Source organism: Psychrobacter urativorans (genome assembly GCF_904846675.1).
In the GTDB taxonomy this organism is placed as follows: Bacteria; Pseudomonadota; Gammaproteobacteria; order Pseudomonadales; family Moraxellaceae; genus Psychrobacter; species Psychrobacter urativorans_B.
This window is the reverse complement of sequence record NZ_CAJHBT010000022.1, coordinates 20,530-47,197: the sequence shown is the minus strand read 5'-3', so window position 1 is coordinate 47,197 and position 26,668 is coordinate 20,530. Positions and strand designations below refer to the sequence as shown.

The following is a 26,668-nucleotide window of genomic DNA, read 5'->3' as shown; positions in this document are numbered from 1 at the left end:
CTTTGACTCTTTGACTCTTTGACTCTTTGACTCTTTGACTCTTTGACTCTTTGACTCTTTGACTCTTTGACTCTTTGACTCTTTGACTCAAATTTTTTAAGCCATAACACAAAAGCACGCAACTTGAAATAACACGAGCTTTCAAATAACTGGCTTTTGAACAATAAGTATTTAAATAAAAATAGGAATGATTATGACTACTAATAATACAGACTCTAACGCTTACAGTAATTTCGATTTGCAATATATCGCTGGTGAGTGGCAAAAGGGTGAAGACGATAGTGTCAATACTAATACCAATCCTTATAATGGTGATACGCTCGTAGAGATTAAACAAGCTACAAAAACGCAGCTTGATGAGGCTTATCAGGCCGCAACGGTAGCGCAGGCTGAGTGGGCACAAAAAACGCCAGCAGAGCGTGCTGGTGTACTATATAAAGTAGTCGATATCTTCGATCAGCGTCAAGATGAAATTGTTGACTGGTTGATTAAAGAGTCAGGCAGTACCCGCATTAAGGCGATGGTAGAATTCGGTAGTGCGCGTGCGATTACACTTGAGTCGGCAACGTTTCCTAGTCGCGTCCATGGTGAAATTCGTCCCTCTAATACCCCTGGTAAAGAAAACTTCATTTATCGTGAGCCGATGGGTGTGATTGCGGTCATCAGTCCATGGAACTTTCCGCTACATTTGACTCAGCGTTCTATCGCGCCAGCTTTAGCGCTTGGTAATGCGGTCGTACTTAAGCCCGCTAGTGATACACCGATTACTGGTGGTCTATTACTGGCAAAAATATTTGAAGAGGCGGGCCTACCAAAAGGATTGCTAAGTGTGGTTATTGGTGCCGGTAGTGATATAGGGGATGCCATCGTTACTCATGATATACCTTCACTGGTATCCTTCACCGGCTCGACTGCTGTAGGTAAGCATATTGGTGAGTTGGCCAACGGCGGCGATTGTGTCAAGCAAGTGGCATTAGAGCTGGGTGGTAACAGTCCGTTTGTCGTGTTAAAAGATGCCGATATTGAGCAAGCGGTAAAAGCGGCGGCCTTTGGTAAGTTTTTACACCAAGGTCAGATTTGCATCGCTATCAATCGAATCATTGTTGAAGATGACATTTATGATGATTTTGTAGAGCGTTTCCTTGACCACGTTAAGACTTTAAACGTAGGTGATCCCAATAAGCAGGACACGGCGGTCGGTCCCATTATTAATAAAAAACAACTCAAGTCGCTAAAAGACAAAATCGCTACCGCGCAAGAAGAGGGTGCGAAAATTATTTTAAGTGGGGATATTAAAGGTCAATTAGTACCACCGCATATCTTCACGGAAGTAACGCGCGATATGGAATTGGCACGCGACGAGGTATTTGGACCCTTGGTCGGTATTATTCGCGCCAAAGATGAAGAGGATGCCTTGACGATTGCCAATGACACTATGTATGGACTGTCTAGTGCGGTATTCACTAAAGATATGGAAAAAGGTCTACGCTTTGCTCGGGGCATCAGAGCTGGCATGACTCATATTAATGACATTACTGTGAATGATGATAGTAACGCTCCCTTTGGCGGGGAGAAAAATTCCGGTATCGGTCGCTTCAATGGCGAGTGGGTACTTGAAGAGTTCACGACCGTGCATTGGATTTCAGTACAGCATACGCCGCGTGACTATCCTTTCTAAGTTCTGACTTTTCTAAACTCTGCCCTTTCTAAATTCTGATGTGTTGATTGTAATACTAATAAAAAAAGACTGCCGTGAAGGCAGTCTTTTTTTATTTATAGAAGAGATATTGTGCTAATTTCTGGTGTTTCTGAAGGACGCTATTATTTAAGGTGAAAGCCTAACATATCCTGTATTTCATCGATGGTCATATGCTTGACGAGCGCTTGATCTTCTACCGACAAGCGGTTGGTGTGCTCCTTTATCATAGTATGAATACTGCGAGCGACTTCAGATGTCGTAGCATAATACATTTGCGGTTCTTCTTTCGTAAGTTTCATCAAAAATCTATCGATGATTCTACGCTTTTGAATTGAAGCGTGTTCTTCAGTCATGGCATTCTCCTAAGTGTAAAACCATTTAAGCAGTCAGAGTGACGAGAGTCAATGCTCGTGGCTAGAAAGAGCATGATAAATGTCAGGGTCTAATGTTTAACCCGCTCTATACAGTATGTGATATTTTAGAGCGTCACCGTTGAACTTAATCGTTAATTGAGTGCGTTACCACTCTATATCAAGTTAGACAGGCCTACATAATGAACATATGGTTGCCCAAGCTCTCATTCTCAACTCGTCAGATTGGCTTAGATTACCTGATCTTTTTTACTGCAGTATTCTTAGTCATCACGGCCAACCTTAGATTTTTTCAGCAAGTTCTAAGTATCTATGACTTAACAAGTAATCTAGGATTCATCATCTCATTAACCGGTATGGTGCTCGGCCTGTTGTGGTTGATCCTACAGCTGCTCTGCTACCGTATCAGCTACCGTTTTGTCTTAATGTTCATAGTGATAATAGCAGCAATGTGTGCTTATTTTACCGATGCTTACGGCACAATTTTCGATCGTAACATGCTGTTAAATGGCATGCAAACTGACGAGGCAGAGGCACTTGACCTATTAGCACCGGCTTTTATCATTAGAGTTTTACTATTAGGCGTGTTGCCCGCGTTGTTGATTTTTAAAGCACGAGTGCCACGTTTGTCGTGGAAAAAGGCGACTCAACATAAAGCGGTGACGCTCCTCATGGCTGTCGCGTTAATCGCCATCAGTGTGCTGCCTTTCGGGGATCAATATGCCAGCTTTTTTCGACAGCACAAGCAAGTCCGCTACTACACCAATCCGATTATTCCTATATATTCGGCGTTTAAGCTGGTAAAAGTTTATTATGACGACATGACACGGCCGACATCGATGATTACGCATGCGACTGATGCCAAGAGGATAATTACTACAAGTATCTCACCCCCGACTAAACCTAAGTTAATGGTGCTTGTGGTTGGTGAGACGGTGCGTGGTGACCATATCAGTTTGAATGATTATCCACGCGACACCATGCCGCTACTGGGCAAACAAGAAAATATTTATAGTTTTAAAGACGCGACAGCTTGTGGTACGTCTACCGCCTATTCAGTGCCTTGTATGTTCAGCTATCTCGATCAAAAAGATTATGACGTTGATGAGGCACAGTATCATGAAAACGTGCTTGACACGCTAAGCCGACTTGGCGTAAAGGTCATCTGGCGTGATAATAATTCTAGCTCAAAAGGGGTTGCAGATAGAGTTACTTATGAAGACTTTGAAACGGCAACGCTGAACCCCATCTGTGATGAAGAATGCCGAGATATTGGCATGTTAAATGGCTTTGATAAGATAGTGACGGCATCAGGAAAACCGCGAGATACTTTGCTTGTTTTACATCAGATGGGCAATCACGGACCCGCTTACTATAAGCGCTATCCAAAAGAGTTTGAGGTGTTTAAACCCGTTTGTATGAGTAATGAGTTATCCGAGTGTGACCCAAGTAGCCTAATTAATGGTTATGATAATGCCATTCGCTATACTGACTTCTTTTTGAATGCCACGATTGAAAAACTCAAGCAATATCAGAACTCCTATGATGTCGCGATGATATATATGAGCGATCACGGGGAGAGTTTGGGTGAAAACAATATCTATCTACACGGCCTGCCTTATCAGATTGCTCCTAAAGCCCAAAAACATGTGCCTCTGATCGTCTGGTTTCCTGAAAATAACGATATTGATTCTGATAGCCTACACTCTTTGGTGATAAAGCCAGTCTCACATGACGTTATCACTCCGTCCTTGCTGGGATTTTATGGCATTCACACCCAAGAAACTGCTGATAAGATGACGTTGTTTAAACCGTAATAGCGATACTATTTTAACGTTAAAGCTTAGTAAATATAGACTATCAATAATTCACGCTGATAGTGACTATGTCGGAATAATTGCCAGGCTTGAAGTCGGCGCTGGGCACAGTGACATAGACAGTATGGCTTTTAGGTGCACCGCTACCCGTTCCCGCTACCCCGTTACCTACGTTGTCAGAAGTGGCAGTATTGCCCCATATCGTTCCACCAACGCCTGAAGTGGAACGCAATTGATAGGGGACTCCGTAGCTATCGCTGGGGGTTTCTGTCATAACGCCTTCACCATCCGCATTGTCGTTAGAAGGGGATAAGCCGATATTATAAAGCGCGTCATTGGTACAGGTTACATTGATGACACTATTGTAACCGGTGATATTGGTCAGATTTGCCGGCTGGCTTCCCAAGTCGATATTAGAGGCAGAATTGATTAAACAGCTTGAGACGACGGTGGCTTGAACAGTAAACGGGAATTGAATTGCTTCTTGATCACCGTTTCTGTAATTCAAGCGCGCGGTATTGTCGGTAGCGCTGTCATACTTTAACGTAATATAGCTGTTATTGACGTGAACTCCCTCTGTGGCGTAAGCGTTATGGTATCCAAATAACAATGTGGTTTTGATGACTACGCTACGGGTAATCATTTCGCTTGGAGAAATAAGGAATGGGTCAGGGTGGTATTCAGAGCCACTACCATTACCATTGCCCCAAAGCGCACCGTTCGGCAATGTCATGGTGAATGCTAATTTGGAGCTATTGGGCCCAGACATATAATGCGGGTTAAGAGTAGCACTGTCGCCACCATCAATCCCGAGATGGACTGACGCATAAGCTGGCGATGTGCCGTTATTAGTGCAGCTGTAGTTTAAGTTGCCTGTAATGGCTTTATTATCGGCGTTGACGGGAGTAATAGCATTATTAATGTTTACAGTGCCACTATTCATGCTTGCGGTGCAGGTAATATCAGCCTGCGCGCTATTTACCGGGGACCACAACACCACTGGCAGCAAAAACAGGCCATAACGCCATTGAAACAGCTTTACTTTAAATGGTTTCATTATTTCTGTACCTTCTGACAGATGAGCGGACCGATGAGCGGAATTTCATCACCTTGCTTGGAATAATCAAAGCTAACCGTGCAAATATCATCAGAAGGGGTAGTCACTTCCAGCACATTTTTCTCATCCAGCGTGTCCAAATATACCTCACCATCAAAACCGACGACTGTCGACGGCGCTTCTTTGTTCGTGAGCAACTGTACCTGACTGCCCAGCTCTATTGGTTGGTTGTCACTGTCTGTTAGTATAATAGAAGCAGAGCGCACGGGTGTGATACCAAAGGCGACTAATATACCAGCGCGGTCAGTAGGCGTGGCTTCAATATTTACCTTATCAATACGGAGGTCAGCGGGCAACTGCATAGGGTCAATGCCAATCTTGTTGTCTTGGTAAGCGTTCAGCGGTGACACTAGCAACAGGCCACGGCTATTGGTCGTACCAATAGGACTATTTTGCAGTAGCACGGGCACATTGGCGATACCGCCTGTGGAGACCACGGCAAAACCGCTATTGATTTGGCGGGCAGCAAAGATCCCTCCGCCCATTTTGACTAGCGCGCCTGTGGCGCTGGCATAGGTAGCGTAGTTACCATCGTTGCCACTGATGCCAGCTTGTGCTTGACCGTAGCGACCGAGGTAACTTAATTCCGCAAGTCCACCTGTGCTGTTCCTGCTATTCGCGTAATTACTTGAGCTATCTGCGCTATTATCCAAACTATGCCGCGCTTGCGCCCGCCAGCCAATGCCGCCCGCACTCGGAGCGGATCGCGACACATCCGCTACAAGGACGTTGCGCTCGTTGGTGTGCTGAACACTACTGTTAACTGAGGTATTACCGCTCAGTGATAGGGAGGCGCCAAGAGAGACAGTATTATTAGCAGAGTTATTAATATCGTGATTATAATTAGCGTTTAGGCGCAGACGCCGACCAAAAGATTTAGACCAATAGGCATTGGCAAACTGTGTGGTCTCCTGCTGCCCAAGTGCCACTTGATTATAACTCACACCAAAACTGCCCAGAGATTGAGTACTGTAACCTGTTGATATCTGCTCACTTCGGCGGGCGGGGGCTGATCCGTACTGCGAGCCCACATCACGGTAGTCACCGTTAGTACCCAGGGCACTGAGACCAATATTGAAGCGTCTGTTATTCCATGAATAGCTGGTGCTGTATTGCATGCCGCCTTGACCTTGGCTCTCGCTACCCGCTAGTGATGCGAACAAGATACCGCCTGCACTGCCGAGCAGCCACGTACCACCGACCCCCGCATTACTGAGGCCATTGGTTACCTCGGCGTGGGTTTCTGCGGTAAAGCGGTCACTCACCCCATAACGCCAAGTGCCACTGGCGGCAATGTTGCTGCCGTAATCAAAAGAATGAATGCCATAGTTTTCACGCACCGTGCCAAGCTCTACCGACCAGTCAGAAAGTCCCGGTTGCAGCAAACGATGAGCATCGTATAAAGAGAAATTAAGCGTCGTACTTTGGCCTAGTGCATCGGTCACCACCAGCTGGGCAGTGCCCGCGCCACTGAAGCTGGGAGCCGTATTGAGCTCGAATGGGCCGGCTGGTACATCACCGCTGTATTGCTTAAGGCCATTCACATAGAGCTCTACCGCTGAAGGTAGGGTGGCAGAGCCAAAAAATGCTGGTAATGGGGTGGTCGACATATAAGGTTGCAGGTCAAAATTGGTGCCAATTTGCAGCCCGCCTAAACGTGTAGGCCGTGTCCATGACAGCGCGCCTGTGAGGATGTCGCCTGCACGAACGGTGATCAGTTTATCGGGGAATGACTTGCTCCAGCTGGTATCTAAACGTACGGTACGACCTTCCCAGTCACTGCTGTTATTGTCGCTGTCAGCAAGGCGGTTGGCGGTGGTTAGGGCAGTGGAGCTTACTACGCCAAGGGCATTGAACGCGCGCAGTTCGGTATAAGCACTCAGATTTTTGGCGCTATTCTGAGTTTGGGTGCCATAGAGGTTGTAATTTAATAACATACCGGGCGATGCGTTGGGTTGCGGGCGCTTGTTAGTGCGAGTATTAAGGACGGTGGCGTCCAAACTGAGCATGCTAAGAGGAGCAATAAGACTAACGGTTTGCTGCCGTGCGTCATAATTGATCTTGAGGTCGGGCAGGCTAGTGAGTGGTATTGGTTCTATAAGGTTGGGCGGTACTATAAAGCCAAGCTGTTGCAGGATGGTAGCACTTGCCCAGAGTTGATCGTCACGGAAGGTGAAGTGAACCAAGCCTGCACTGGCGCCATTTAGGGTGACGTCCAGATACAAGTCAAGGCCAGCTTCATCATCGTCAGAGTTGTAGCTGTTCAGGTCGAGCCGAGCCAATCCATCATCGGCACTGCTCGTAGAATTAACAATTGGAGAAGCAGCATCTGTAGCAGTACTGTTTGTAAGAACTCTGTTTGTAGGAGCAATGTCATTCAGTTCCACCGCATGGCTGACGGATACCGCCACACACTGCAGCAAAAATGCTTTAGCGAGTGGACGTGTCCATCGTGACATTCGGTGTCGTCTGAGTGCCATTAAGCATAACCTTGAATTTACCACCTGCCGTTAGTGTAGAGGGCGGTATTTTCAGCGTCCAGTTCATGGTAGCACCAGGTAACACATAACCTAGCAAACCCTGATTAAGATCCGTACTATTGCCAGCCGTATCCGTAAAGCTCAACCCAGCCAATTGGGCATGACCATTACCAGTATTACTGACACGTAATTTTATCTGCTTGCCGTCTGGTTGCAGATGCGTACTCCACTGCAATTGTGGACTGGTTTTGCCCACCCCAACAGGCTGCACAAATACCGGTAAAGAATAACTCAACGCAAATTGTAATCCCGTCTTTTGAGTAGCAGATTTGATTGGCAGCTCATTGACCAAAATCCGGTAAGCATCTTCTACAGCGCCGGTGCCTTGCGGCGGAGCCTTAGCACGAATGATTCGGATGAGTTGTTTTTCACCCGCTTTCAGCTCAATCATCGGCGGACTGGCTAGCAATCCCCGTGACGGGGTAAGCTGATCGCCTTTTTCATCCTGCAACCACTGATACACGCGCACTTGCGCGTGTATCGGATTGTCACCGGCGTTACTGAGCGTCAGGCCACTGGCATTCTCTCGAGCTTGTAAGCTTAAAGAAATGGGCGAGACCTGAAGGCCACTTGCCACTGCCAAACTAGACGACAGTAGCAAGCTAGAAATAACAGCCGGCCTTACGATATGGCGTAACCAGAAACTTAACATGAGTATTAGTAAGTGACTGAAGCAGTGATGGTGTCCGAATACGTATCTTCCTTAACATCGGTGATGCCCGTTATTGTGGCAAACACAGAGTGTGTGATAGGAGTAGCTACGCCTTCTCCTGTGCCAGCAACACCATTACCAACCGTGCCAAGTTCTCCAGTACTTCCCCAAACGGTATCGCCTGCTACCGTGGAGTTCAATTGATAAGTAATAGAGTCTTCGTTGTCTCCAGTTCCGATCATGACGCCTTCACCAGTAGTACTATCTGGGTTACCAAGCGTTGTTAGATTGATGACATAAGGCGCGCCATTAGAGCACTGTACTGAGATATCTCCAGCAGATTTTTGATTTGAAATCGACCCATCTTCCAATGCAGTACCGGCAGCAATGTCTGAAAAACTAATAGCAGCAGCAGCAGCGTCTATGGAGCAAACTGAGGTAATCGTCGTTGAGATGCCAAATTCGGATGATTGTGTGCCAGCAGCATTCGCACTAGAAATAGCGGTGAAACCACCAACAGTAAGTAGCGCAGCGGTAAGTAGGGTTTTGTTAAATGTCATGGTCATTCTCCAGTGATTGTGAATCTCTTAGTGTTTCGGTGACGGAAAGCGTAGTAATCAACTAAATAATGTAAACTATGTTTAATGTTTGTTAATTTATTCTAACATGACATGCATACAATTGCACGTTGAATGTATGAATATCGTAATATTTTTAGCACGTTATTTTTAGTTAGGTGACTCAAGCTTATACAACTACAAAAGAGTGATCACTCTCAGCGTTGACGTATGCTGTCAATTCCGTAGACATCGCCTTGTAATATTCTAACCAAGCCATTATCGTTGCGGCACATACTGGCCTTATGTAAGCTTTTATTAAGTTAAAAAGCGTTGAGCCTCCTTCAGACCGCTAAGCTTATGATAAAATTCTCGACAGCGTTTTGTGTCATTAATGGATTTGACTCCTAATGTTCAGTATCTATCTGAATTGAATTGTCATCTCATGTCATTGAGTAAGACACGCATAAAGAGTTGCGCTACCTTAAACAGCACGATAAAGCACGCGTAGCGATAAAAGATATTATTGAAATGCCGAATGATTATGCAGATAGAATCATTCGTAGTATTGCGAAGAACAAAGGTAGGAGTAACAAACTTCTAAGTTATTATTACTTTTTGCATTTGATTTAAAGAGTGTACCTAAACAGAAGACAGTAAAAATCCAGTGTTAGACGCTGAATTTAAACGGCTAACACTGGATTAATGACACTATGACACTATGACACTATGACACTTATTAGTTGAATGACTAATTAGCTTTCTAGTTGGTTGATCATACCTTGATATTTGTCTTTCTTATCAATAATCTTACTGCGTTCTGCTTCTGCATTATCGACCAATTCTTTAGAGTCTTCTACTTTCTTATCGAAGGCTTCTAGTTCAGCGTCTATACCGTCTAAAAGCTTACTAAGTATCATAGAAGCCGCTTTTTCAGAAACTTCATGCGTCATGTTAGATGCTTCAGACTTAAACTCGTCTTTAAGCTTAGACGCCCATTGATAGATATTACCTATAGCCAAACCATACTTATCTTCTTTATCGGACTTATCTTCTTTATCGGACTTATCTTCTTTATCGGACTTATCTTCTTTATCGGACTTATCTTCTTTATTAGACTTATCTTCTTTATTAGACTTATCTTCTTTATTAGACTTATCTTCTTTATTAGACTTATCTTCTTTATCAGACTTATCTTCTTCAGATATCACTTCGTCGTTTTTTGTAACCTCTATAGACGTTACAGTATCATTTTTAGGGGATTCTACTGACTCATTTTCTATGTTGTTGTTATTAGAAGAATTATTTGACATGATTTATGGCCCTCTTTTTAATGTTATGTAAAAGATGTTGACACTTTATACTAAGCGAGTGTGCTTTTTTAGTCAACATATCAATATAGATATACACCTCAAAACCTCGGTCTATCAAAATATACAGGATATCCCATTATAGCGTCTACCCTTGTATAAACAGAATCCAAATTTTTTTATATATTTCACGAAATTTTGAACCCGTGAAGGCTGTAGGATATATGAGGTATCACTGATACTATATAGGAAGTAATAGGCTTTTGCTTTTTTAACATCAAAATTAAACATTGTTTTACATTAATTGATACAAAAATCTAAGTTGGATGACTGTTTACATCTAATATGAGGTGAATCGACTCGATTATATTGGAGATTGTTTTATTGGAGTCGGGCCGCTAAACATGACGGGATTAAACTTTTATAATACAGCGATTCAAACTCGAATGGCGGCACATAATCGATTGCACTGTGCAGACGCTTTTTATTGAACCAATCCGCCTAATTAAGGGTTAAAAGTCAGGGGTTGTAAGCGGGGCATCATTTAGACCCTGCCACTTATCTTTTAAACAATGAATCACTTCATTTTTATATAGTCCATCGACCGTTTCGGCTAGTGCATTATCGTATGATTTGCACACGCTGTAGTGACACTTGCTATCCTGCCATATATCAGGGATCTCACTAAGCAAATAGTCGTCATGCGGACAACGCTTTGAGCGCCTTAATAGCTAAACACATTGTATATTGTATAACATTCATTTAAAATAAATCTTTAAGACAAGACTGATGATATCGATTATAAGAAGCCTGCCATGCAATCTATCTCCTTACCCAGCAAGCCGCCAACCTCGCCGCATCCCATTCTTAACTTGAGCTTTCGCATATTTTTCAGTGCGGCAGCTGTATTTGCTATTGTAGTGATGACACTGTGGGCGTTTGTGTTTACGGGCCATACTAATATCGACGCGCAAACCCTGAATCCGCTGTATTGGCATGGTCATGAGATGGTTTATGGCTATGCATTAGCAGTGGTGGCGGGGTTCTTACTCACGGCAGTGAAGACATGGACAGGGGTGATGATGCCGCACGGCTATAAGCTGCTGGGTATCTTTGCTTGTTGGCTGCTGGCGCGTCTTGGTTGGGTCGGGTTTGGTTTAGGTATTAGTTTTGGATTCGGTCAGGGAGCTTGGTTACTATATGCGGCAGCAGTGTTTGATTTGTTGTTTATTGGATCAATGGCGTTTGTTGTTTTTCGGGCGGTGCTACAGGTCAAGCAATATCAGCAGATGGGTATTTTAGCGAAGCTTGCGCTGCTGACTGTCGGTAATGCATTGTGCTATTGGGGTATTATTAGTGCGAATATGAGCCTCACTAAGATTGGCATGTATTTGGGGTTTTATTTAATTATTGGTTTGATATTAACCATCGGCCGACGCGTCGTACCGTTTTTTATTGAGCGTGGTCTCAGTACGACTGGTGCAGAAACTATTACGGTGCGAAATAGTAAAGTGCAAGATATCGCCAGCTTACTGTTTTTCTTAGCATTTTTTATCGTTGATTTATTTTATCCTAATAAGTATTTGCTGACCATTACCGCGCTTGGCGTAGCGGTGGTTAATATTGTCCGTTTGATGGGTTGGTATCATCGCGGCATTTGGCAAAAGCCACTGTTATGGTCACTGTTCGTAGCATTTTTGGGAATGTGTCTGAGCTTTGTGTTGTACGCGCTGCAACCGTGGTTGGGTTATAACCATAGTATTGCGGTACATGGGTTGTCGATTGCGGGTGTTGGAATGATGACGTTAGCGATGATGGCGCGCGTATCGCTTGGTCATACCGGACGAAGTATTCATACGCCTCCTAAAACTGTCAATATCATGTTCGGATTGATGGTATTGGTATTTGTCAGCCGTGTGCTGTTGCCATTGGTTGATATCAGTCATTATCTATTGTGGATTATGATTGCTCAAGGGGCGTGGATAGCTTGCTTCGTGCTATTTTGCATCAGTTATTTGCGTATCCTAGCAAGCCCCAGACCAGATGGTTTATTTGGTTAATTGATTGTTTATAGATTTTATTTTTAAGAATATAAGAGATAGGAATACGGTAATATGCGATTAACCAACTATAGCGATTATGCGCTGCGCTCCTTGATTTATCTGGCGGTCAAGCCTGAGCCGCAAACGCTTGCCAATATCAGCGACATTGCGCGAAGCTACAATATTTCTAAAAGTCATTTAACGAAAATTATTCATCAGCTGGGTCAACTTGGTTATATAGATAGTGTCCGTGGTAAAAATGGTGGTATTCGGCTGGCACGTGCGCCAAAAGATATTAATTTAGGCGTATTGATTAAGCAAATTGAGCCGGATTTTAATTTGGTAGAATGTTTTGTTACTCAGCCCTCAAATAGCGCTGGCATCAATGATGATGACAATTATAAAGAAGCAAAGTCGCCAAGATTGCCATTGACCCTTATTGATGAGTCAGCAGTAACAGAAAATAATGCTCAATCGGGCTGCGTTATCAGTCCGGTATGCCAACTAAAAGGCATATTTTTTGAAGCAATCACCGCTTTTATTAACGTACTTGAAGGTTATACGCTGGCAGATATTATCAATAATGAGGCGGAGCTTGCAGGGTTGTTGTCGCAAACTTAATCAGCACTACAAAAAAGGCTACCATCTTGGTAGCCTTTTTTATGATATGTTTGAAGGATTACGCTTTTTCAAGCTTAGGACGGGCTTTATCAATAGCAGCCACTAACGCTTTCTCGAAGCCGCCGACCTCAAATTTAACTAAGCCTGAATGCGCCGCACAAAAGTTACGAGTATCACGCCATTGATGGGCAAGCTCTGTCGCCCAGTCGCAATAGATTTTACCGGCATCAGGCTCATCTTTTAGCGCTTGCTTGGTCGTGGGGTGTAGCATCACTTCAGGTAGCACCGCTTTCAGGATTTTTGTGGGCGGACTCATGAAAGTATCATCAACGTGCACGCTTTGGCTGGCAAGATGGCGTACTAATAGCGAGCCTGCATGAACCTTCTCATTAGGTGAGATGTAATAAATACCTTTCGATATAGAGAACTCAAGCTCAGGATAGCGCTGAGTTACCGCATCACTTTCAACCCGATCATCGGCCCATTCTACTTCGGGTACTTTTTCAGGATGGCGCTCGCTGCCGTAAAAGATCGCTTCTGGAAAGTCTTTTGCCATTTGCGCACAATGAATGGTATGGAAGGGATGGACGTTCAATACCGCTTCCACATCTTTACCGTCATTGGTCAACGCCATGACTTGCTTGCGTATCTCGTCAGTGAGCGTATAGCTGTCCAAAAAGATAAAGCGTCCCGACTCTAACTGTACTAGCGAGCATTGAGTGCCAACATTGATGACGCCGCCTAGGTGAAACGACCCTTGTATATTCCAAAAACCTGCGCCTAAATCATAGATTTTATCTGCCATTTGTAATACTCCTTAATAGGTAAAGTATTGAATGCTGCTTAAGTTAAATAATTACTATTAACACTATTACAGCTATTAGGAATATTCAAGCGCAGGACGAGCGGCATCAACGGTAGCCAATAATGCTTTCTCAAATTCACCCATTTCAAACTTAACCAAACCTGAATGTGCCACGCAGAAGTTACTGGTATCACGCCATTTGTGAGCAAGCCCTGCTACCCAGTCGCAATAGGTCTTGCCAGCATTAGGCTCATCTTTAAGAGCTTGTTTGGTGGTCATTTGGAAGTTTATTTTGAGTTGCACCATATTAACCAGTTTTGAAGGTGGCATCTCAAAAGTATCGTCAACATGTAAGCTGCGGCTGGCAGGATGGTAAACCAGTAGCGAGCCGGTATGGACGCTCTCTTCAGGGGCGATATAATACATACCTTCAGGTACGGCAAATTCAAGCTCAGGATAACGCTGGGCTACCGTATCGCTTTCTACCAAGTCGTCGCTCCATTGTACTTCTGGTACTTGTTTACGATGCCGCTCACTACCATAAAAAGTTGCTTGCGGGAAGTCTTTGGCCATCTGCGCACATTGTACGGTATGGTAGGGATGGACGTTTAGTACCGCTTCTACGTCTTTACCATCATTGGTTAACGCCATGACCTGTTCGCGAATGTCACCTGTTAAAGCATAGCTGTCCAAAAAGATAAAGCGTCCAGATTCCAGTTTTATAAGTGAACACTGACCGCCCATATCCGTTACGCCGTCTTTGAGAAACGAGCCTCGGACATTCCAAAAGCCTGCGCCTAAATCATAAATTTTATCCGTCATCGTTTTATTTTTCATAGATTTTCATCCTTAATAGATGCATTGAATCGTGCTTGAATTAAATATTTCTTAAATTAGGTAGTATTTGAAATTAGATAGGATTTGAGTTGAATAGTAATTGAAATGGCCGTAATAATCGTTATATAGAAATTTAGGATTATATTTTTGCGTCTGTATTCACCAATTATGTTCCGTAGGACCATTCAAGTCTGTTAGAGAATAGATGGTATATAGTCAGCTTTCATTGCTTCTTGTTAAGGACGTATGACTATTTATACGTCTTGTTATGACGCTATCAATCATCGCACTGGCAAGGCAAGCTGCGAATAGAATCCTAAAGGTATTCACAAGATGGTATTAAAAAAGGCCGCTATTTAATATTAGCGGCCTTACTTTTATGAATTAAAAATCTTTGTATGCAACACTTTACTCCTGAGTTTATTTCTCAATGTGCTACCATAATGTGCTTGTTATTATGAATATCAAACGAACATAATCAGCGGCGTTTATCGCGCTGTTCCTATCACCCACGCTTAGAAAAACTGCGTTTAACATAGTCAGCATCCTCGTGAATTATTCTATAAGCCAGACCCAAAATTCAGCTTCACCGCCTTTATCGCCACAATTCAGTTCGCCGTCATGGATTCTAAAATTAACCATCGGCATGATTGGGATGTTTGCTTTTTTACAGGTGTATTCTGTCCAAGCGGTATTACCCGTATTAATGGTAGATTTTGCCGCAACCGAAGTGCAAGCTGGTATGATCGTTGGGGCAACGGTAATGGCAATTGCCATCATGTCACCATTTTTGGGTATGCTTTCTGATGCGGTTGGGCGCAAGTCCTTTATTGTTGGTGCACTATTATTCTTAGCGATACCTACGGCACTAATTGCCCAAAGTCCTAGTATTGGCTGGATGGGGTTTTGGCGATTTATGCAAGGCTTATCCGTGCCCGGTATTACGGTGGTGACTATTGCTTATATTGGTGAGGAGTTCGAAGGTCGCGATCTCACTGAGCTGATGTCATTTTATGTTTCAGGCTCGGTGCTTGGCGGCTTTATGGGGCGCTTTTTACTCGGACATTTACATGAATTTATTGGCTGGCGGCAGGGCTATTATGTGATGGCAGCGATGACCCTGATAGGGGCATTGTGGGTGGGTAAAATGTTACCGTCGTCTCGTCATTTTGAGGCCAACCCAAACTTTCGCTCAGCGATACAGACGCTTGGCGAGCATTTGACCAATCGTTATGTGGTGACAGCCTGTTTGCTTGGCGCATGTGTGCTGTTTTCGTTAGTGGGCTGCTTTACTTTTATTAATTTGCATCTTGCCAAAGCGCCTTATGAGCTTAGCACTGGACAGCTTGCCAATATCTTTGCGGTTTATCTGATTGGGGTGGTGATTACGCCATTATCGACTAAACTGCTACGCCGTTTTGGGTCGGCGCGGACGGTTCGAGTCGCCGTGATAATATCAATGGTCGGGGTCTTATTAACCCAGGTGACGCCACTTTGGGGCATTATTGTTGGACTTGCTATCATGTCATCAGGCGTCTTTATCACCCAAGCGGCAACCATCAGTTATATCGCGGTCAATGTTAAAAAGGGACGCTCACTGGCTTCCGGTTTGTATTATATGGGCTATTACGCAGGCGGTACGGTTGGCGCATGGCTATGCGGGCTGGCCTATGCACGCGGGGAGTGGACAATGACTGTGTGGCTATTATTATTCGTGCAAGTCTTAGCATTGATAGTTGCTAGTGTGGGTATGGTTAAGACCAAAGCCCGTGCTGCTTAATATAGCTTGGCCTATATAGCGTTCACCTAGCACAATATAATAAGAAGGTGAACCCTCATATTCGAACGCCTCGTATTACTGAGCTTACTTGCGCACGCTTTACATAGAGCTGGTTTTTTCTTACTATCATAGGTATCTTCATTAGCGTAGCAAAAGTTATTAATTAAAATTATTTTAAAAGTCATCATTTGCTAGTGCTCATCTATAATTCACAAGGAAGTCAAAACTATGTCAAACGCTTATCCCAGTGCGCCGTCCGCCTATGAGTTTCCACTACTGATTAAACAATTACTGAACCGTGCTAAGACCGTATCCTTAGATCAAGAAATTGTCTACGCGGATAAAAAACGCTTAACTTATGCAGAACTGTTTACCCGTATCAACCGCTTAGCCAATGTCTTAGCAAATCTCAACCTTGCTGCTGGAGACGTAGTGGCGGTAATGGATTGGGACAGTCATCGCTATCTTGAATCCTATTTTGCCGTACCGATGTCGCAATATATCTTACAGACCGTTAATGTTCGCTTGTCACCGGACAAGGTTCTGTACACTATCAATCATGCCAAGCCAAAAGTGTTGATGCTTAACTCTGAGTTTGCAGAACTAGTGAAGAATTACCAATTTGAGAACTCCAGCATTGAGCACATTATTTGGCTCGATGATAATGACATGACAGTTGAAGGCGTATTTGGTGACAATCAAAGCCGAGTAGTCGGCGAGTACGAAGCGTTATTAGACAGCGCTGATAGTAGTTTTGATTTTCCTGATTTTGATGAAAATACTATTGCGACTACTTTTTATACCTCAGGGACGACTGGCGATCCAAAAGGTGTGTTCTTTAGTCATCGCCAATTGGTGCTCCACAGTTTAGCAGAAGCGGCCTCCCTTGGTATGCTGCCTAACAAGCAAGGTGTCAGCTACGGCGATGTTTATATGCCGATGACACCGATGTTCCATGTACATGCGTGGGGCTTTCCGTTTACCGCAACCATGACTGGTCTCAAGCAGGTATATCCTGGCCGTTATGCGCCCGATACTTTGCTTGATTTAATTATCAATGAGAAGGTCAGTATTACTCACTGTGTACCGACGATTTTGCAAATGGTACTCAAAGAAGCGCAAGACCGTAATGCTAGCTTTAATGGGCTAAAAATGATTATCGGTGGCTCAAGTTTAAACGAGGGCTTGGCAAAAGCGGCACTGGCACAAGATATCGAAGTCTATACTGGTTATGGCATGTCAGAGACCGCGCCGCTAATTAGTTTGACCGACTTTAGTGTCGATGAACCTGAAATGACCGAAGAAGAAGACATCAGCCGTCGCTGTATGACCGGTAAGCCAGTATTGATGGTCGATGCTCAAATCTGGAGTGAAAACAATCAATCAATGGATACCGGTAAAGACAACACAGGTGAGCTGGTGCTGCGCGCACCGTGGTTGACTCAAAGCTACCTAAAAAATCACGATGCCGGTATTGAGCTGTGGGAACATGGCTATATGCATACCCAAGATATTGCCTATATGCGTCCCGATGGTTATATTAACATTACCGATCGTCTCAAAGACGTGATCAAGTCTGGTGGTGAGTGGATATCGTCACTTGAGATTGAGACTATTTTATCCTTACATCCTGCGGTATCTGATGTGGCAGTGATTGGTATTCGTGATAAGCAATGGGGCGAGCGTCCGCTAGCGTTAGTGGCACTCAAGCCTGACTGCCAAGATACCAGTGCTGAGGACATTAAAGCAATTGCTAAACAAGCGGTAAGTAAGGGTATTATTCCTAAGTATGGCGTACCAAGTGAGTTTAAGTTCGTTGATGAGTTACCTAAAACCTCAGTTGGCAAACATGATAAAAAAGTCATGCGAGAAATGTATGGCAATCAAACTGAAGTATAATCTCCTAATTTCTTAAGGCGTTGAAAGTTGTCATTTTCAATCGCAAATAGAACCTAGTGGTTGACCTTTATTCTTAGCTCTGTTACATTTTAAACCGATACATTATGTATCGGTTTTTTGGTTCTGGCATGGAAGGCCTATGAATCTTGACCCCATTTCGTTTACGCTAAGGATAGCTATTATGAACGAGCAAACTGCTAATCAAACTTCTCAAGTTACAACTCCTACTCAGCAACCCCCTACCTTTTCTGAGATATATCAGTCTTCAATTACTCAGCCGCAAGAGTTTTGGGCGCAGCAAGCCAAGCGAATCTATTGGCATAAAGAACCTGAACAAATCCTTGATGATAGCAATCTACCGTTTGCTAAATGGTTCGTCGGTGGTGAGACCAATCTTTGTTATAACTGTGTTGACCGGTATTTACCTGAGCGCGCTGAACAAGATGCTTTTATTTGGCTATCCTCAGAGGTCAATCAGGAGTTAATAGCAACCTTCCCAGCAGTGGTTGATGCCTTTAATGATTTGGGTAATAACGTTGAGTTTTATACTGATTATACCAAGCGCCGTCTGACCTATAATGATTTATATAAAGAGGTTAACTATTTCGCAGACGTGCTCCAGCGCAACGGTATTAGGCATGGTGATCGGGTCGTCATTTATATGCCCATGATTTTAGAGGCGACTTATGCGATGCTAGCCTGTGCACGTATTGGCGCGATTCATTCGGTCGTATTTGGGGGCTTTGCGGCGCACAATCTAGCGATTCGTATGGATGATGCCGAGGCAAAAATGATCATCACCGTTGATGCGGGTCTGCGCGGCGGCAAGGTGATTAATTATAAAAGTCTGGTCAATCAAGGAATAGAGCAAGCCACGGTTAAACCTGAGCATGTACTGGTTGTGGATCGCGGGATTCTACCCTTTAAACCACAACCATTAGATGTTGACTATGCTACTGAGCGTAGCATCAGCCGCAATGCCAATGCTATCGTTGAGCCAGTATGGATTGAATCTAATGAACCCTCTTATCTTCTTTATACATCAGGCACGACAGGTACACCAAAAGGGGTTCAGCGCGATACGGGCGGTCATGCCGTAGCGTTGGCAACTTCGATGGATTATATTTATGATGGGCAGGCAGGTGAGACTTTTTGGGCGATATCGGATATTGGCTGGGCGGTAGGGCACTCTTATATGGTGTATGCGCCATTATTAGCAGGTATGACCAGTGTAGTATATGAAGGGTTGCCGCACCGTCCGAACCCAGGTATTTGGTGGCGCATCGTTGAGGCCAATAAGGTCAATATCTTATTCACTGCACCAACTGGCGTGCGTATGCTTAAGAAGCAGGATGAGACGTGGATGACACGCTATGATGTCTCCAGCGTCAAGTCATTCTTTTTAGCCGGCGAGCCGCTTGATGAGTCAACGGCCCAGTGGCTTAAGCAGCATTTGGGTGTGCCAATTTTAGACCATTATTGGCAAACAGAGTCCGGCTGGCCCATTCTAAGTAATACGCCAAAATTCAATCATAAGCCGCATAAACAAGGCTCTCCCGGTTATCCGATGTATGGCTATGATGCTCATGTAATTAATGAAGAGACGGGAGAGCCTTGCGCGGCTGGTGAAAAGGGCTTGCTTGCCATTCGTGCACCATTACCACCGGGATGCTTGACGACCGTTTGGCGTAACGACGAGCGTTTTATTAGCAGTTACTATAGCTTATTTGATGGTAAGCAGTATTCTACCTCAGATTATGCGGTCGTTGATGAAGATGGCTACTTCCATATTCTTGGACGCACTGATGATGTGATTAATGTCGCCGGTCATAGGCTGGGAACTCAAGAGATTGAAGAAGCCATCAGCACCCATCCAGAGATGGCAGAATGTGCGGTTGTGGGTATCCATGATGAGCTAAAAGGTGAGTTACCTATCGCATTTTGTGTGTTAAGAGATCAAGCGCTGGTTGCTACGACCGAAAATCGCTTTCGCCTTGAGCAGCAGATTATTGGTGCGGTGGTGAAGTCACTTGGCGGTATTGCGCGCCCAGCGGCAGTATATTTTCCACCAGCCTTACCAAAGACGCGTTCGGGTAAAATTCTACGCCGTGCTATTCGTGCTCTGGCAGAAGGCAGGCCAACGGGTGATATGTCGACCCTTGATAACCCAGCTGCGATTGATGCCGTGAAACAGGCGATGAAAGATTACTAATACGAAGTATTTATTTAATAGTTGATAATCAATAATCAATAATCAATAATCAATAATCAATTAATTAATTAATCTCTAAGCTCATAGATTGTTGTGAGGTTTCACCTTTTTTCTAATTTTGATGCGCGCTAGCTATCAATACTAATAGCTAGCGCTAACAAGACTGTAAGAAAACACTTGACCCTAAAATTAGATTATTGTTATAGTCGATAACGATACGAAATAAATCATTTTATATAAAGACACCATCTAGCTAGCAAAGTAGCTTCATGGCAGTCACGCAGACAAGATAAGGATATCTTATGCACCACGTCCAACAGCTTATCAACGGTCAATTCATCAAATCAAACACCAGCGAGTGGATTGATATCACCGATCCGGCGACCCAAGAAGTCATCGCAAAAGTGCCGCAAACCACTGACGACGAGATTAATCAAGCCGTCGCTGCCGCTCAAGCCGCCTTTCAGACCTGGCGAAAAACACCTATTACTACTCGTGCACGTATATTTTTAAGGTATCAAGCCCTGATACGCGAGCATATGGATGAGCTTGCAGAAATCTTAACGGCCGAGCAAGGTAAAACCATTGCTGATGCACGTGGTGATGTATTTCGCGGCCTAGAAGTGGTCGAGCATGCTGCTGGTATTGCCAACTTACAGATTGGCGACTATGTCGAAAACGTCGCATCTGGCGTTGATACCTATAGCGTTTGGCAGCCACTTGGTGTCTGCGCTGGTATTACGCCGTTTAACTTCCCAGCGATGATTCCACTATGGATGTTCCCGATGGCAATTGCCACGGGTAACACTTTTATTCTCAAACCTTCTGAACAGGACCCAATGGTCACGATGCGCTTGGTTGAGCTGGCTGTAGAAGCTGGCGTCCCTGAAGGCGTACTTAACGTCGTCCATGGCGGCAAAGCGACGGTCGATGCCATCTGTGACCATCCGGATATTAAAGCGGTATCTTTTGTTGGCTCTACCAAAGTCGGTCAGCACGTATACGAGCGTGCCAGTCAATCTGGTAAACGCGCGCAATGTATGATGGGTGCAAAAAACCATGCCGTTATCCTACCTGATGCTAATAAAGAGCAAACGCTCAATCAATTGGCAGGAGCAGCATTTGGTGCCGCCGGTCAACGCTGTATGGCGTTGTCGGTTGTGGTGTTAGTTGGCGAAGCAGGAGAGTGGGTCGATGATATCAAGGCAAAAGCAACAGGATTAGTCGTTTCTGCTGGTAAGAATGACAAAGATTTAGGACCACTAATCTCTCCTGCTGCCAAAGCGCGTGTTGAGCATTTGATTGGTACTGGCGAGGAAGAAGGTGCAAGCTTAATTCTAGATGGTCGCGGTATTGAGGTCAAAGGTTTTGAAAAAGGTAACTTCGTTGGACCGACTATCTTTGATAACGTCACTAGTGATATGCAAATTTATCAGCAAGAAATATTTGGGCCAGTATTATGTATTATGCGTGCTGACAGCTTGGACGATGCCATAGAACTGCTTAATGCCAATCCAAACGGTAACGGCACTGCTATCTTTACCCAATCAGGGGCAGCCGCACATAAATTCCAACAAGATATTATGGTCGGTCAAATTGGGATTAACTTACCTATTCCAGTGCCACTACCGATGTTCTCTTTCTCAGGTTCACGAGCTAGTAAACTTGGTGCTCTCGGTCCTTATGGTAAGCAAGCCGTACAGTTCTATACCCAAACCAAGACCGTTACTGCACGCTGGTTCGATGATGAGGCGAGCCGTGGTGTCAATACCACCATCTCAATGTAGATATTAATTCATTATATTTGCCCGCAACCCCATATGCACAAGGATGAGCTCATGAATTTCTCATTAACGGACGATCAAGTTGCCTTTAGGCAAAGTGCCAGACAATTTTCACAAAAGGAGCTAAAACCATACGCTGCTGAGTGGGATCGGGAGTCTCACTTCCCAGTCGATGTGATTAAAAAATCAGGCGAGCTTGGATTTTTGGGCTTGTATGCCAATCCTGAGTATGACGGACTGGGACTGCCGCGTTTGGATTCGGCTATTGTCTTTGAAGAATTGGCTTGGGGTGATACCTCAGTGGCCTCTTATATGAGCATTCATAATATGGTGACATGGATGATTGGCGAGTATGGTAGCGCGTCATTATGCCAGCAATATGTGTCTAAGATGGTCAGTGGTGAATGGCTGGGAAGCTACTGTTTAACTGAACCTAATGCTGGCTCTGATGCGGCATCGTTACGTACCAAAGCCGATAAACAAGGCGACTATTATGTGCTAAACGGCGAAAAAAGCTTTATTTCAGGCGCCGGTGAGACCGATGTATTGGTTGTTATGGCACGTACTGGTGGTACTGGGCCCAAAGGGGTCTCTGCGTTAGTAGTAGATGCGCATAGTGAAGGCATCGAATACGGCAAAAACGAACATAAAATGGGCTGGAAAGCGCAACCTACACGCACTATTAGCTTTAAAGACGTTAAAATTCCTGTCGGAAACCTGCTAGGTCAGGAAGGACAGGGCTTTAGTATTGCCATGAAAGGCCTCGATGGTGGCCGTATTAATATCGGCATTTGCGCGGTAGGTACCGCTCAGTCTGCTCTTGAAACTGCGATCAGTTATGTCAAGGATCGCAGTCAGTTTGGGAACCAGCTTGCAAACTTTCAGTCGGTACAATTTAAGCTGGCTGACATGCTCACTCAGACGGTAGCTGCGCGGCAAATGTTGTATTTAGCCGCCAGTAAAGTCGATAAAAACGACCCACAAGCGTCGGTATATTGCGCAATGGCCAAGCGCCTATCGACCGATCTTTGTTTTGATGTGGCGAACGAAGCGTTACAGCTGCATGGCGGTTATGGCTATCTAAGTGAGTATCCACTTGAGCGTCATGTTCGTGATTTGCGTGTCCATCAAATATTAGAAGGTACTAACGAGATCATGCGCGTTATTATCTCGCGCCAGTTGCTACAGGATGATGGACTAAGTCAATTGCGCTAGTACAGGCAAACCTACTCATGAAATTATTAATATGAGAATAAATAGAAAAACAAAGGATAATCTATGACGGACTATACGAATCTGCAGCTATCAATTGATGGCCATATCGCCACGCTGACGCTACAAAATCCACCAGCACATACGTGGACGATGGACAGTCTGCAAGCACTAAAGCAGCTGATAACTGATTTGAATGCTAATGCTGGTGTTTATGCATTAATCATTCATGGTGATGGCGAAAAATTCTTTTCAGCGGGTGCTGATTTAAATAATTTTTCGGATGGTGATGAATGCCGTGCATTCAGTATGGCGGTCGCCTTTGGTGAGGCATTCGAAGCATTATCAGCCTATCGCGGAGTCAGCATCGCGGTAATTAATGGCTATGCGATGGGCGGCGGACTTGAATGTGCGCTAGCTTGTGATATTCGCATCGCTGAAGATCATGCACAGATGGCACTACCCGAAACTGGTGTCGGCCTATTGCCTTGCGCGGGTGGTACGCAAAACTTATCTTGGTTAGTTGGTGAGGGTTGGGCGAAGCGCATGATATTGTGCGGTGAGCGTATCGATGCAGCAACAGCGCTACGTATTGGCCTAGTCGAAGAAGTTGTCGATAAAGGGGAAGGACTACAAGCTGCGCAAGCATTAGCTGCAAAAGCTGCCCAGCAATCACCAGTGGCTGTTAGCTATTCTAAGCAATTGATTCAGTCTGCTCGGCATACCCCGCCTGCGCAGAATCTTATTTGTGAGCGCGAAGCTTTTGTTAAGCTGTTTGACACTAATGATCAACGTGAAGGTGTTCAAGCATTTTTAGAAAAGCGGTCGCCCAATTGGCAAAATAAATAGCACTGATTATAATAGTATTTTATCTTCTATAATATCCATAGGTCACCTTTATGACAGCAACAGAACATATTAATCAGCAAGCAACAGTAGCGGACTCCCCTGTATTATTTGATACGGAGCCAACTGATTGTGGTCATCTCATTGGCGTTATGACTTTAAATACGCCAAAGTCTCTCAATGCACTAAGTGTTGAGATGTGTCAGTTGTTATCACACCAGCTTGAGCAGTGGCAAATCGATGATCAAGTAGTCGCCATATTGTTAAAAGGTGCTGGTGATAAGGCGTTTTGTGCTGGTGGCGATATTCGTAAGCTTTATGACAGTATGTCGGAAACTGCGCCGCTACCCAATCCTTATGCGACCGAGTTTTTTAGTCATGAGTATCGCTTATACCGGCAAATGCATTTTTATACTAAGCCCTTAATACTTTGGGGCGACGGCATTATTATGGGCGGCGGTATGGGCATGATGGCGGGATGTAGTCATCGTTTGGTTACGGAGCGCACACGTTTTGCAATGCCTGAGGTGACGATTGGATTATTTCCTGATGCGTCTGGCAGTTGGTTCTTGCAACGTATGCCGGCTAAAACGGGTCTGTTCTTAGGGATGACTGGCGCGCAGTGTAATGGTAATGATGCCTTACTAACCAATCTTGCAGAATACGCGGTAGACAGCAGTGATTATAACGGCATTATGCAGCGCTTAACCCAAATCAATTGGCAATCAGTTGGTGATAAAAACCATGTAGATAGTGCGTATAGCATTACCAGTCGTGCCCTGGCCGCGCACCCAGTAGCCGAACTGCCCGATAGCAAACTGGCTTCCTATTGGCATTCTATACAGCAGTTGATGAATAGCGGCGGCTTAGCAGATATTGATGCATTATTAAGGGATGATGAGGCGTTAATGCAGCTGGATGCTGATTTTGCACAGGACAAGTGGACACAACGCGCCATTGCAACTTATCGACATGGTTGTCCTGTTACTGCAGCCTTGACCTATGCGCTTTATAACCAAGTCGCCGAGCTGTCATTAGAGCAGGTTTTATATTTAGAAACCAATGTGGCGGTACATTGTGCGGCCAATCCTGATTTCAAAGAAGGCGTACGAGCGCTTCTGATTGATAAAGACAGAAGTCCGCAATGGTCACGTTCATTAGCAGACTGCTTGACGAGAGAGGGACGTGACTATATTAATCAGCACTTTGTCAATCCCTATCCAGCAGGCGAACATCCCTTGAACGATTGGCTGAGCGATGAAGCTCTAGGCACTCAGCAGGTACGCTAACACTTTGTAATTATAAGCTTAGCTTTCAATAAACATTTTAAAAATTTCAATATCATTAAGTAGCTTAATATCGTCTGTAATAGTTATTAACTGTAATACGCACTAAACAATCATCAAGGAGTGATGGCATGACTGCAATGGAATCGGCAAAAAATATCGATAACAACGATCATAAAAATGGGAGCACAGATAAACCTAATATCGCTTTTATCGGCCTTGGTAATATGGGCGCGCCAATGGCAGAAAACCTGTTAAAAGCAGGTCATAAGCTATGGGTGTACGATTTATCTGAATCAACGACCCAGCGCTTACAGAGAGCAGGCGCTAGCGTTGCCGATAGTCCTAAAGCTGCGGCGTCCAATGCGAAGATTGTCATAAGCATGCTGCCCGCCAGCAAGCACGTGCGTTCTGTCTATCTAGGGGATGTTAATGAGGATGGCGATAATATAGATAATGGTCTATTGTCCGAATTATCAAAAGATACGCTGGTAATTGACAGTAGTACTATTGCGGCTGTGGATGCTCGTGCCATCGCAAAGGTAGCGATAGCGCATGGTATCGAGTTCCTAGATGCGCCAGTTTCAGGTGGTACGGGAGGCGCGATAGCGGGTAGCCTTACCTTCATCGTTGGTGGCAGCGCTGAGGCATTTGCTAGAGCTGAACCGATACTGGCTGTAATGGGCAAGAACATCTTCCACGCAGGTGAGCATGGGGCCGGACAAGTTGCTAAGATCTGTAATAACATGCTGCTAGGTATCTTGATGGCAGGGACGGCAGAGGCCATTAACTTGGGTGTCAAGAACGGTCTTGATCCGAAAGTGCTATCAGATATCATGTTACAAAGCTCAGGGCGCAACTGGACGCTTGAGGTCTATAACCCTTATCCGCAGGTGATGGATAATGTACCATCAAGTAATGGTTACCAAGGTGGCTTTATGAGTAAGCTGATGAAAAAGGATCTCAATCTCGCACTGCAAACGGCTCAAAATAGCAATGTTGAGACCCCGATGGGTTCCAAAGCTACTGAGCTATATAATGAACACACAATAGAGCATGCTGATAAAGACTTCTCGAGTATTATGGCACGCCATGATAGCTCGGTGCTGTCTTCATAATTGAGTATTCCTTTTTAAGCGATAATAGATTTGATAGAGTTGGTATTTGAACGAAAGCTATCTTTTATAAGGTCGCTTTTAAATAGAAGGACATATCTTAAAAAATAAGTGTCAATAAAAAGTCCGTTTACGCTAACGAAGGATATTGCTAGCGTAAATGGAC

20 protein-coding genes and 1 pseudogene are annotated in these 26,668 nt (G+C 44.5%); 12 read left to right on the top strand and 9 right to left on the bottom strand.

Translation table 11 applies throughout. The features are described from left to right. Positions 1 to 193 precede the first annotated feature (193 nt). Entirely contained in the window at positions 194 to 1,678 is a 1,485-nt protein-coding gene (locus JMY06_RS09980) for an aldehyde dehydrogenase family protein (RefSeq protein ID WP_201618132.1), read from the top strand. Between the two features lie 143 nt (positions 1,679 to 1,821). Here JMY06_RS09980 and JMY06_RS09975 read toward each other — a convergent pair whose 3' ends face one another. After that, entirely contained in the window at positions 1,822 to 2,052 is a 231-nt protein-coding gene (locus JMY06_RS09975) for a hypothetical protein (protein ID WP_201618131.1), read from the bottom strand. Positions 2,053 to 2,252: 200 nt separating this feature from the next. Here JMY06_RS09975 and JMY06_RS09970 point away from each other — a divergent pair, with 200 nt between their 5' ends. Continuing rightward, a complete protein-coding gene (locus tag JMY06_RS09970; protein WP_201618130.1) occupies positions 2,253 to 3,887 on the top strand; it encodes a phosphoethanolamine transferase in 1,635 nt (544 codons plus the stop codon). A 43-nt stretch (positions 3,888 to 3,930) separates the two neighbouring features. Here JMY06_RS09970 and JMY06_RS09965 read toward each other — a convergent pair whose 3' ends face one another. The 6 genes and pseudogenes from JMY06_RS09965 to JMY06_RS09940 form a co-directional block, all read right to left on the bottom strand. Then, positions 3,931 to 4,944 carry a spore coat U domain-containing protein gene (locus tag JMY06_RS09965; protein ID WP_201618129.1) on the bottom strand — a complete coding sequence of 338 codons (1,014 nt, stop codon included), beginning with the start codon at positions 4,942 to 4,944 and terminating at the stop codon, positions 3,931 to 3,933. Next, positions 4,944 to 7,463 carry a fimbria/pilus outer membrane usher protein gene (locus JMY06_RS09960; protein ID WP_227672280.1) on the bottom strand — a complete coding sequence of 840 codons (2,520 nt, stop codon included), beginning with the start codon at positions 7,461 to 7,463 and terminating at the stop codon, positions 4,944 to 4,946. The genes JMY06_RS09965 and JMY06_RS09960 overlap by 1 nt, the downstream gene beginning before the upstream one ends. Beyond that, complete coding sequence (locus JMY06_RS09955) at positions 7,435 to 8,145, bottom strand: molecular chaperone (RefSeq protein ID WP_227672279.1); 711 nt, start codon at positions 8,143 to 8,145, stop codon at positions 7,435 to 7,437. The genes JMY06_RS09960 and JMY06_RS09955 overlap by 29 nt, the downstream gene beginning before the upstream one ends. Before the next feature lie 56 nt (positions 8,146 to 8,201). Beyond that, the gene (locus JMY06_RS09950; protein ID WP_201618126.1) at positions 8,202 to 8,756 is read right to left on the bottom strand and encodes a spore coat protein U domain-containing protein; all 555 of its coding nucleotides are present in this window, start codon (positions 8,754 to 8,756) and stop codon (positions 8,202 to 8,204) included. Between the two features lie 752 nt (positions 8,757 to 9,508). Then, a complete protein-coding gene (locus JMY06_RS09945) occupies positions 9,509 to 10,066 on the bottom strand; it encodes a hypothetical protein (protein WP_201618125.1) in 558 nt (185 codons plus the stop codon). A gap of 378 nt (positions 10,067 to 10,444) precedes the next feature. After that, positions 10,445 to 10,695 (bottom strand): annotated as a pseudogene (locus JMY06_RS09940) (IS3 family transposase); the annotation flags it as partial. A 183-nt stretch (positions 10,696 to 10,878) separates the two neighbouring features. Here JMY06_RS09940 and JMY06_RS09935 point away from each other — a divergent pair. Next, on the top strand, positions 10,879 to 12,123 hold the full coding sequence (locus JMY06_RS09935; protein WP_201618124.1) for an NnrS family protein: 1,245 nt from the start codon (positions 10,879 to 10,881) through the stop codon (positions 12,121 to 12,123). 54 nt (positions 12,124 to 12,177) lie between these two features. Continuing rightward, positions 12,178 to 12,726 carry an Rrf2 family transcriptional regulator gene (locus tag JMY06_RS09930; RefSeq protein WP_201618123.1) on the top strand — a complete coding sequence of 183 codons (549 nt, stop codon included), beginning with the start codon at positions 12,178 to 12,180 and terminating at the stop codon, positions 12,724 to 12,726. A gap of 58 nt (positions 12,727 to 12,784) precedes the next feature. Here JMY06_RS09930 and JMY06_RS09925 read toward each other — a convergent pair whose 3' ends face one another. Together JMY06_RS09925 and JMY06_RS09920 are read right to left on the bottom strand one after the other, a co-directional pair. Then, complete coding sequence (locus JMY06_RS09925) at positions 12,785 to 13,531, bottom strand: hypothetical protein (protein WP_201618122.1); 747 nt, start codon at positions 13,529 to 13,531, stop codon at positions 12,785 to 12,787. Positions 13,532 to 13,606: 75 nt separating this feature from the next. Continuing rightward, positions 13,607 to 14,353 (bottom strand): hypothetical protein, encoded by a 747-nt coding sequence (locus JMY06_RS09920; protein WP_201618136.1) that lies wholly within the window; start codon positions 14,351 to 14,353, stop codon positions 13,607 to 13,609. A 661-nt stretch (positions 14,354 to 15,014) separates the two neighbouring features. Between JMY06_RS09920 and JMY06_RS09915 the strand changes: the two genes are divergently transcribed. From JMY06_RS09915 to mmsB, 8 genes are all read left to right on the top strand, one after another. Then, positions 15,015 to 16,148, top strand: coding sequence for an MFS transporter (locus JMY06_RS09915; RefSeq protein ID WP_201618135.1), 1,134 nt, complete (start codon positions 15,015 to 15,017; stop codon positions 16,146 to 16,148). 228 nt (positions 16,149 to 16,376) lie between these two features. Then, positions 16,377 to 18,047, top strand: a complete 1,671-nt coding sequence (locus JMY06_RS09910; protein WP_201525927.1) for a fatty acid--CoA ligase — start codon at positions 16,377 to 16,379, stop codon at positions 18,045 to 18,047. 181 nt (positions 18,048 to 18,228) lie between these two features. Beyond that, entirely contained in the window at positions 18,229 to 20,259 is a 2,031-nt protein-coding gene (locus tag JMY06_RS09905) for a propionate--CoA ligase (protein WP_201618121.1), read from the top strand. Between the two features lie 302 nt (positions 20,260 to 20,561). Beyond that, positions 20,562 to 22,046, top strand: coding sequence for a CoA-acylating methylmalonate-semialdehyde dehydrogenase (locus tag JMY06_RS09900; protein ID WP_201618120.1), 1,485 nt, complete (start codon positions 20,562 to 20,564; stop codon positions 22,044 to 22,046). Positions 22,047 to 22,097: 51 nt separating this feature from the next. After that, positions 22,098 to 23,258, top strand: a complete 1,161-nt coding sequence (locus JMY06_RS09895) for an acyl-CoA dehydrogenase family protein (RefSeq protein WP_201618119.1) — start codon at positions 22,098 to 22,100, stop codon at positions 23,256 to 23,258. Positions 23,259 to 23,321: 63 nt separating this feature from the next. Next, positions 23,322 to 24,104: an enoyl-CoA hydratase gene (locus tag JMY06_RS09890; protein ID WP_201618118.1), complete on the top strand. Its 783-nt coding sequence runs from the start codon at positions 23,322 to 23,324 to the stop codon at positions 24,102 to 24,104. Between the two features lie 50 nt (positions 24,105 to 24,154). Further along, complete coding sequence (locus JMY06_RS09885) at positions 24,155 to 25,390, top strand: enoyl-CoA hydratase/isomerase family protein (RefSeq protein ID WP_201618117.1); 1,236 nt, start codon at positions 24,155 to 24,157, stop codon at positions 25,388 to 25,390. A gap of 137 nt (positions 25,391 to 25,527) precedes the next feature. After that, positions 25,528 to 26,505 carry a 3-hydroxyisobutyrate dehydrogenase gene (mmsB, locus tag JMY06_RS09880; protein ID WP_201618134.1) on the top strand — a complete coding sequence of 326 codons (978 nt, stop codon included), beginning with the start codon at positions 25,528 to 25,530 and terminating at the stop codon, positions 26,503 to 26,505. The last annotated feature ends 163 nt before the right edge of the window (positions 26,506 to 26,668 follow it).

Bases quoted from the DNA above. Each gene is read 5' to 3' on its own strand.
- JMY06_RS09980 (WP_201618132.1), top strand. From the start codon at position 194: ATGACTACTAATAATACAGACTCTAACGCTTACAGTAATTTCGATTTG.
- JMY06_RS09975 (WP_201618131.1), bottom strand. From the start codon at position 2,052: ATGACTGAAGAACACGCTTCAATTCAAAAGCGTAGAATCATCGATAGA.
- JMY06_RS09970 (WP_201618130.1), top strand. From the start codon at position 2,253: ATGAACATATGGTTGCCCAAGCTCTCATTCTCAACTCGTCAGATTGGC.
- JMY06_RS09965 (WP_201618129.1), bottom strand. From the start codon at position 4,944: ATGAAACCATTTAAAGTAAAGCTGTTTCAATGGCGTTATGGCCTGTTT.
- JMY06_RS09960 (WP_227672280.1), bottom strand. From the start codon at position 7,463: ATGTCACGATGGACACGTCCACTCGCTAAAGCATTTTTGCTGCAGTGT.
- JMY06_RS09950 (WP_201618126.1), bottom strand. From the start codon at position 8,756: ATGACATTTAACAAAACCCTACTTACCGCTGCGCTACTTACTGTTGGT.
- JMY06_RS09945 (WP_201618125.1), bottom strand. From the start codon at position 10,066: ATGTCAAATAATTCTTCTAATAACAACAACATAGAAAATGAGTCAGTA.
- JMY06_RS09935 (WP_201618124.1), top strand. From the start codon at position 10,879: ATGCAATCTATCTCCTTACCCAGCAAGCCGCCAACCTCGCCGCATCCC.
- JMY06_RS09930 (WP_201618123.1), top strand. From the start codon at position 12,178: ATGCGATTAACCAACTATAGCGATTATGCGCTGCGCTCCTTGATTTAT.
- JMY06_RS09925 (WP_201618122.1), bottom strand. From the start codon at position 13,531: ATGGCAGATAAAATCTATGATTTAGGCGCAGGTTTTTGGAATATACAA.
- JMY06_RS09920 (WP_201618136.1), bottom strand. From the start codon at position 14,353: ATGACGGATAAAATTTATGATTTAGGCGCAGGCTTTTGGAATGTCCGA.
- JMY06_RS09915 (WP_201618135.1), top strand. From the start codon at position 15,015: ATGATTGGGATGTTTGCTTTTTTACAGGTGTATTCTGTCCAAGCGGTA.
- JMY06_RS09910 (WP_201525927.1), top strand. From the start codon at position 16,377: ATGTCAAACGCTTATCCCAGTGCGCCGTCCGCCTATGAGTTTCCACTA.
- JMY06_RS09905 (WP_201618121.1), top strand. From the start codon at position 18,229: ATGAACGAGCAAACTGCTAATCAAACTTCTCAAGTTACAACTCCTACT.
- JMY06_RS09900 (WP_201618120.1), top strand. From the start codon at position 20,562: ATGCACCACGTCCAACAGCTTATCAACGGTCAATTCATCAAATCAAAC.
- JMY06_RS09895 (WP_201618119.1), top strand. From the start codon at position 22,098: ATGAATTTCTCATTAACGGACGATCAAGTTGCCTTTAGGCAAAGTGCC.
- JMY06_RS09890 (WP_201618118.1), top strand. From the start codon at position 23,322: ATGACGGACTATACGAATCTGCAGCTATCAATTGATGGCCATATCGCC.
- JMY06_RS09885 (WP_201618117.1), top strand. From the start codon at position 24,155: ATGACAGCAACAGAACATATTAATCAGCAAGCAACAGTAGCGGACTCC.
- mmsB (WP_201618134.1), top strand. From the start codon at position 25,528: ATGGAATCGGCAAAAAATATCGATAACAACGATCATAAAAATGGGAGC.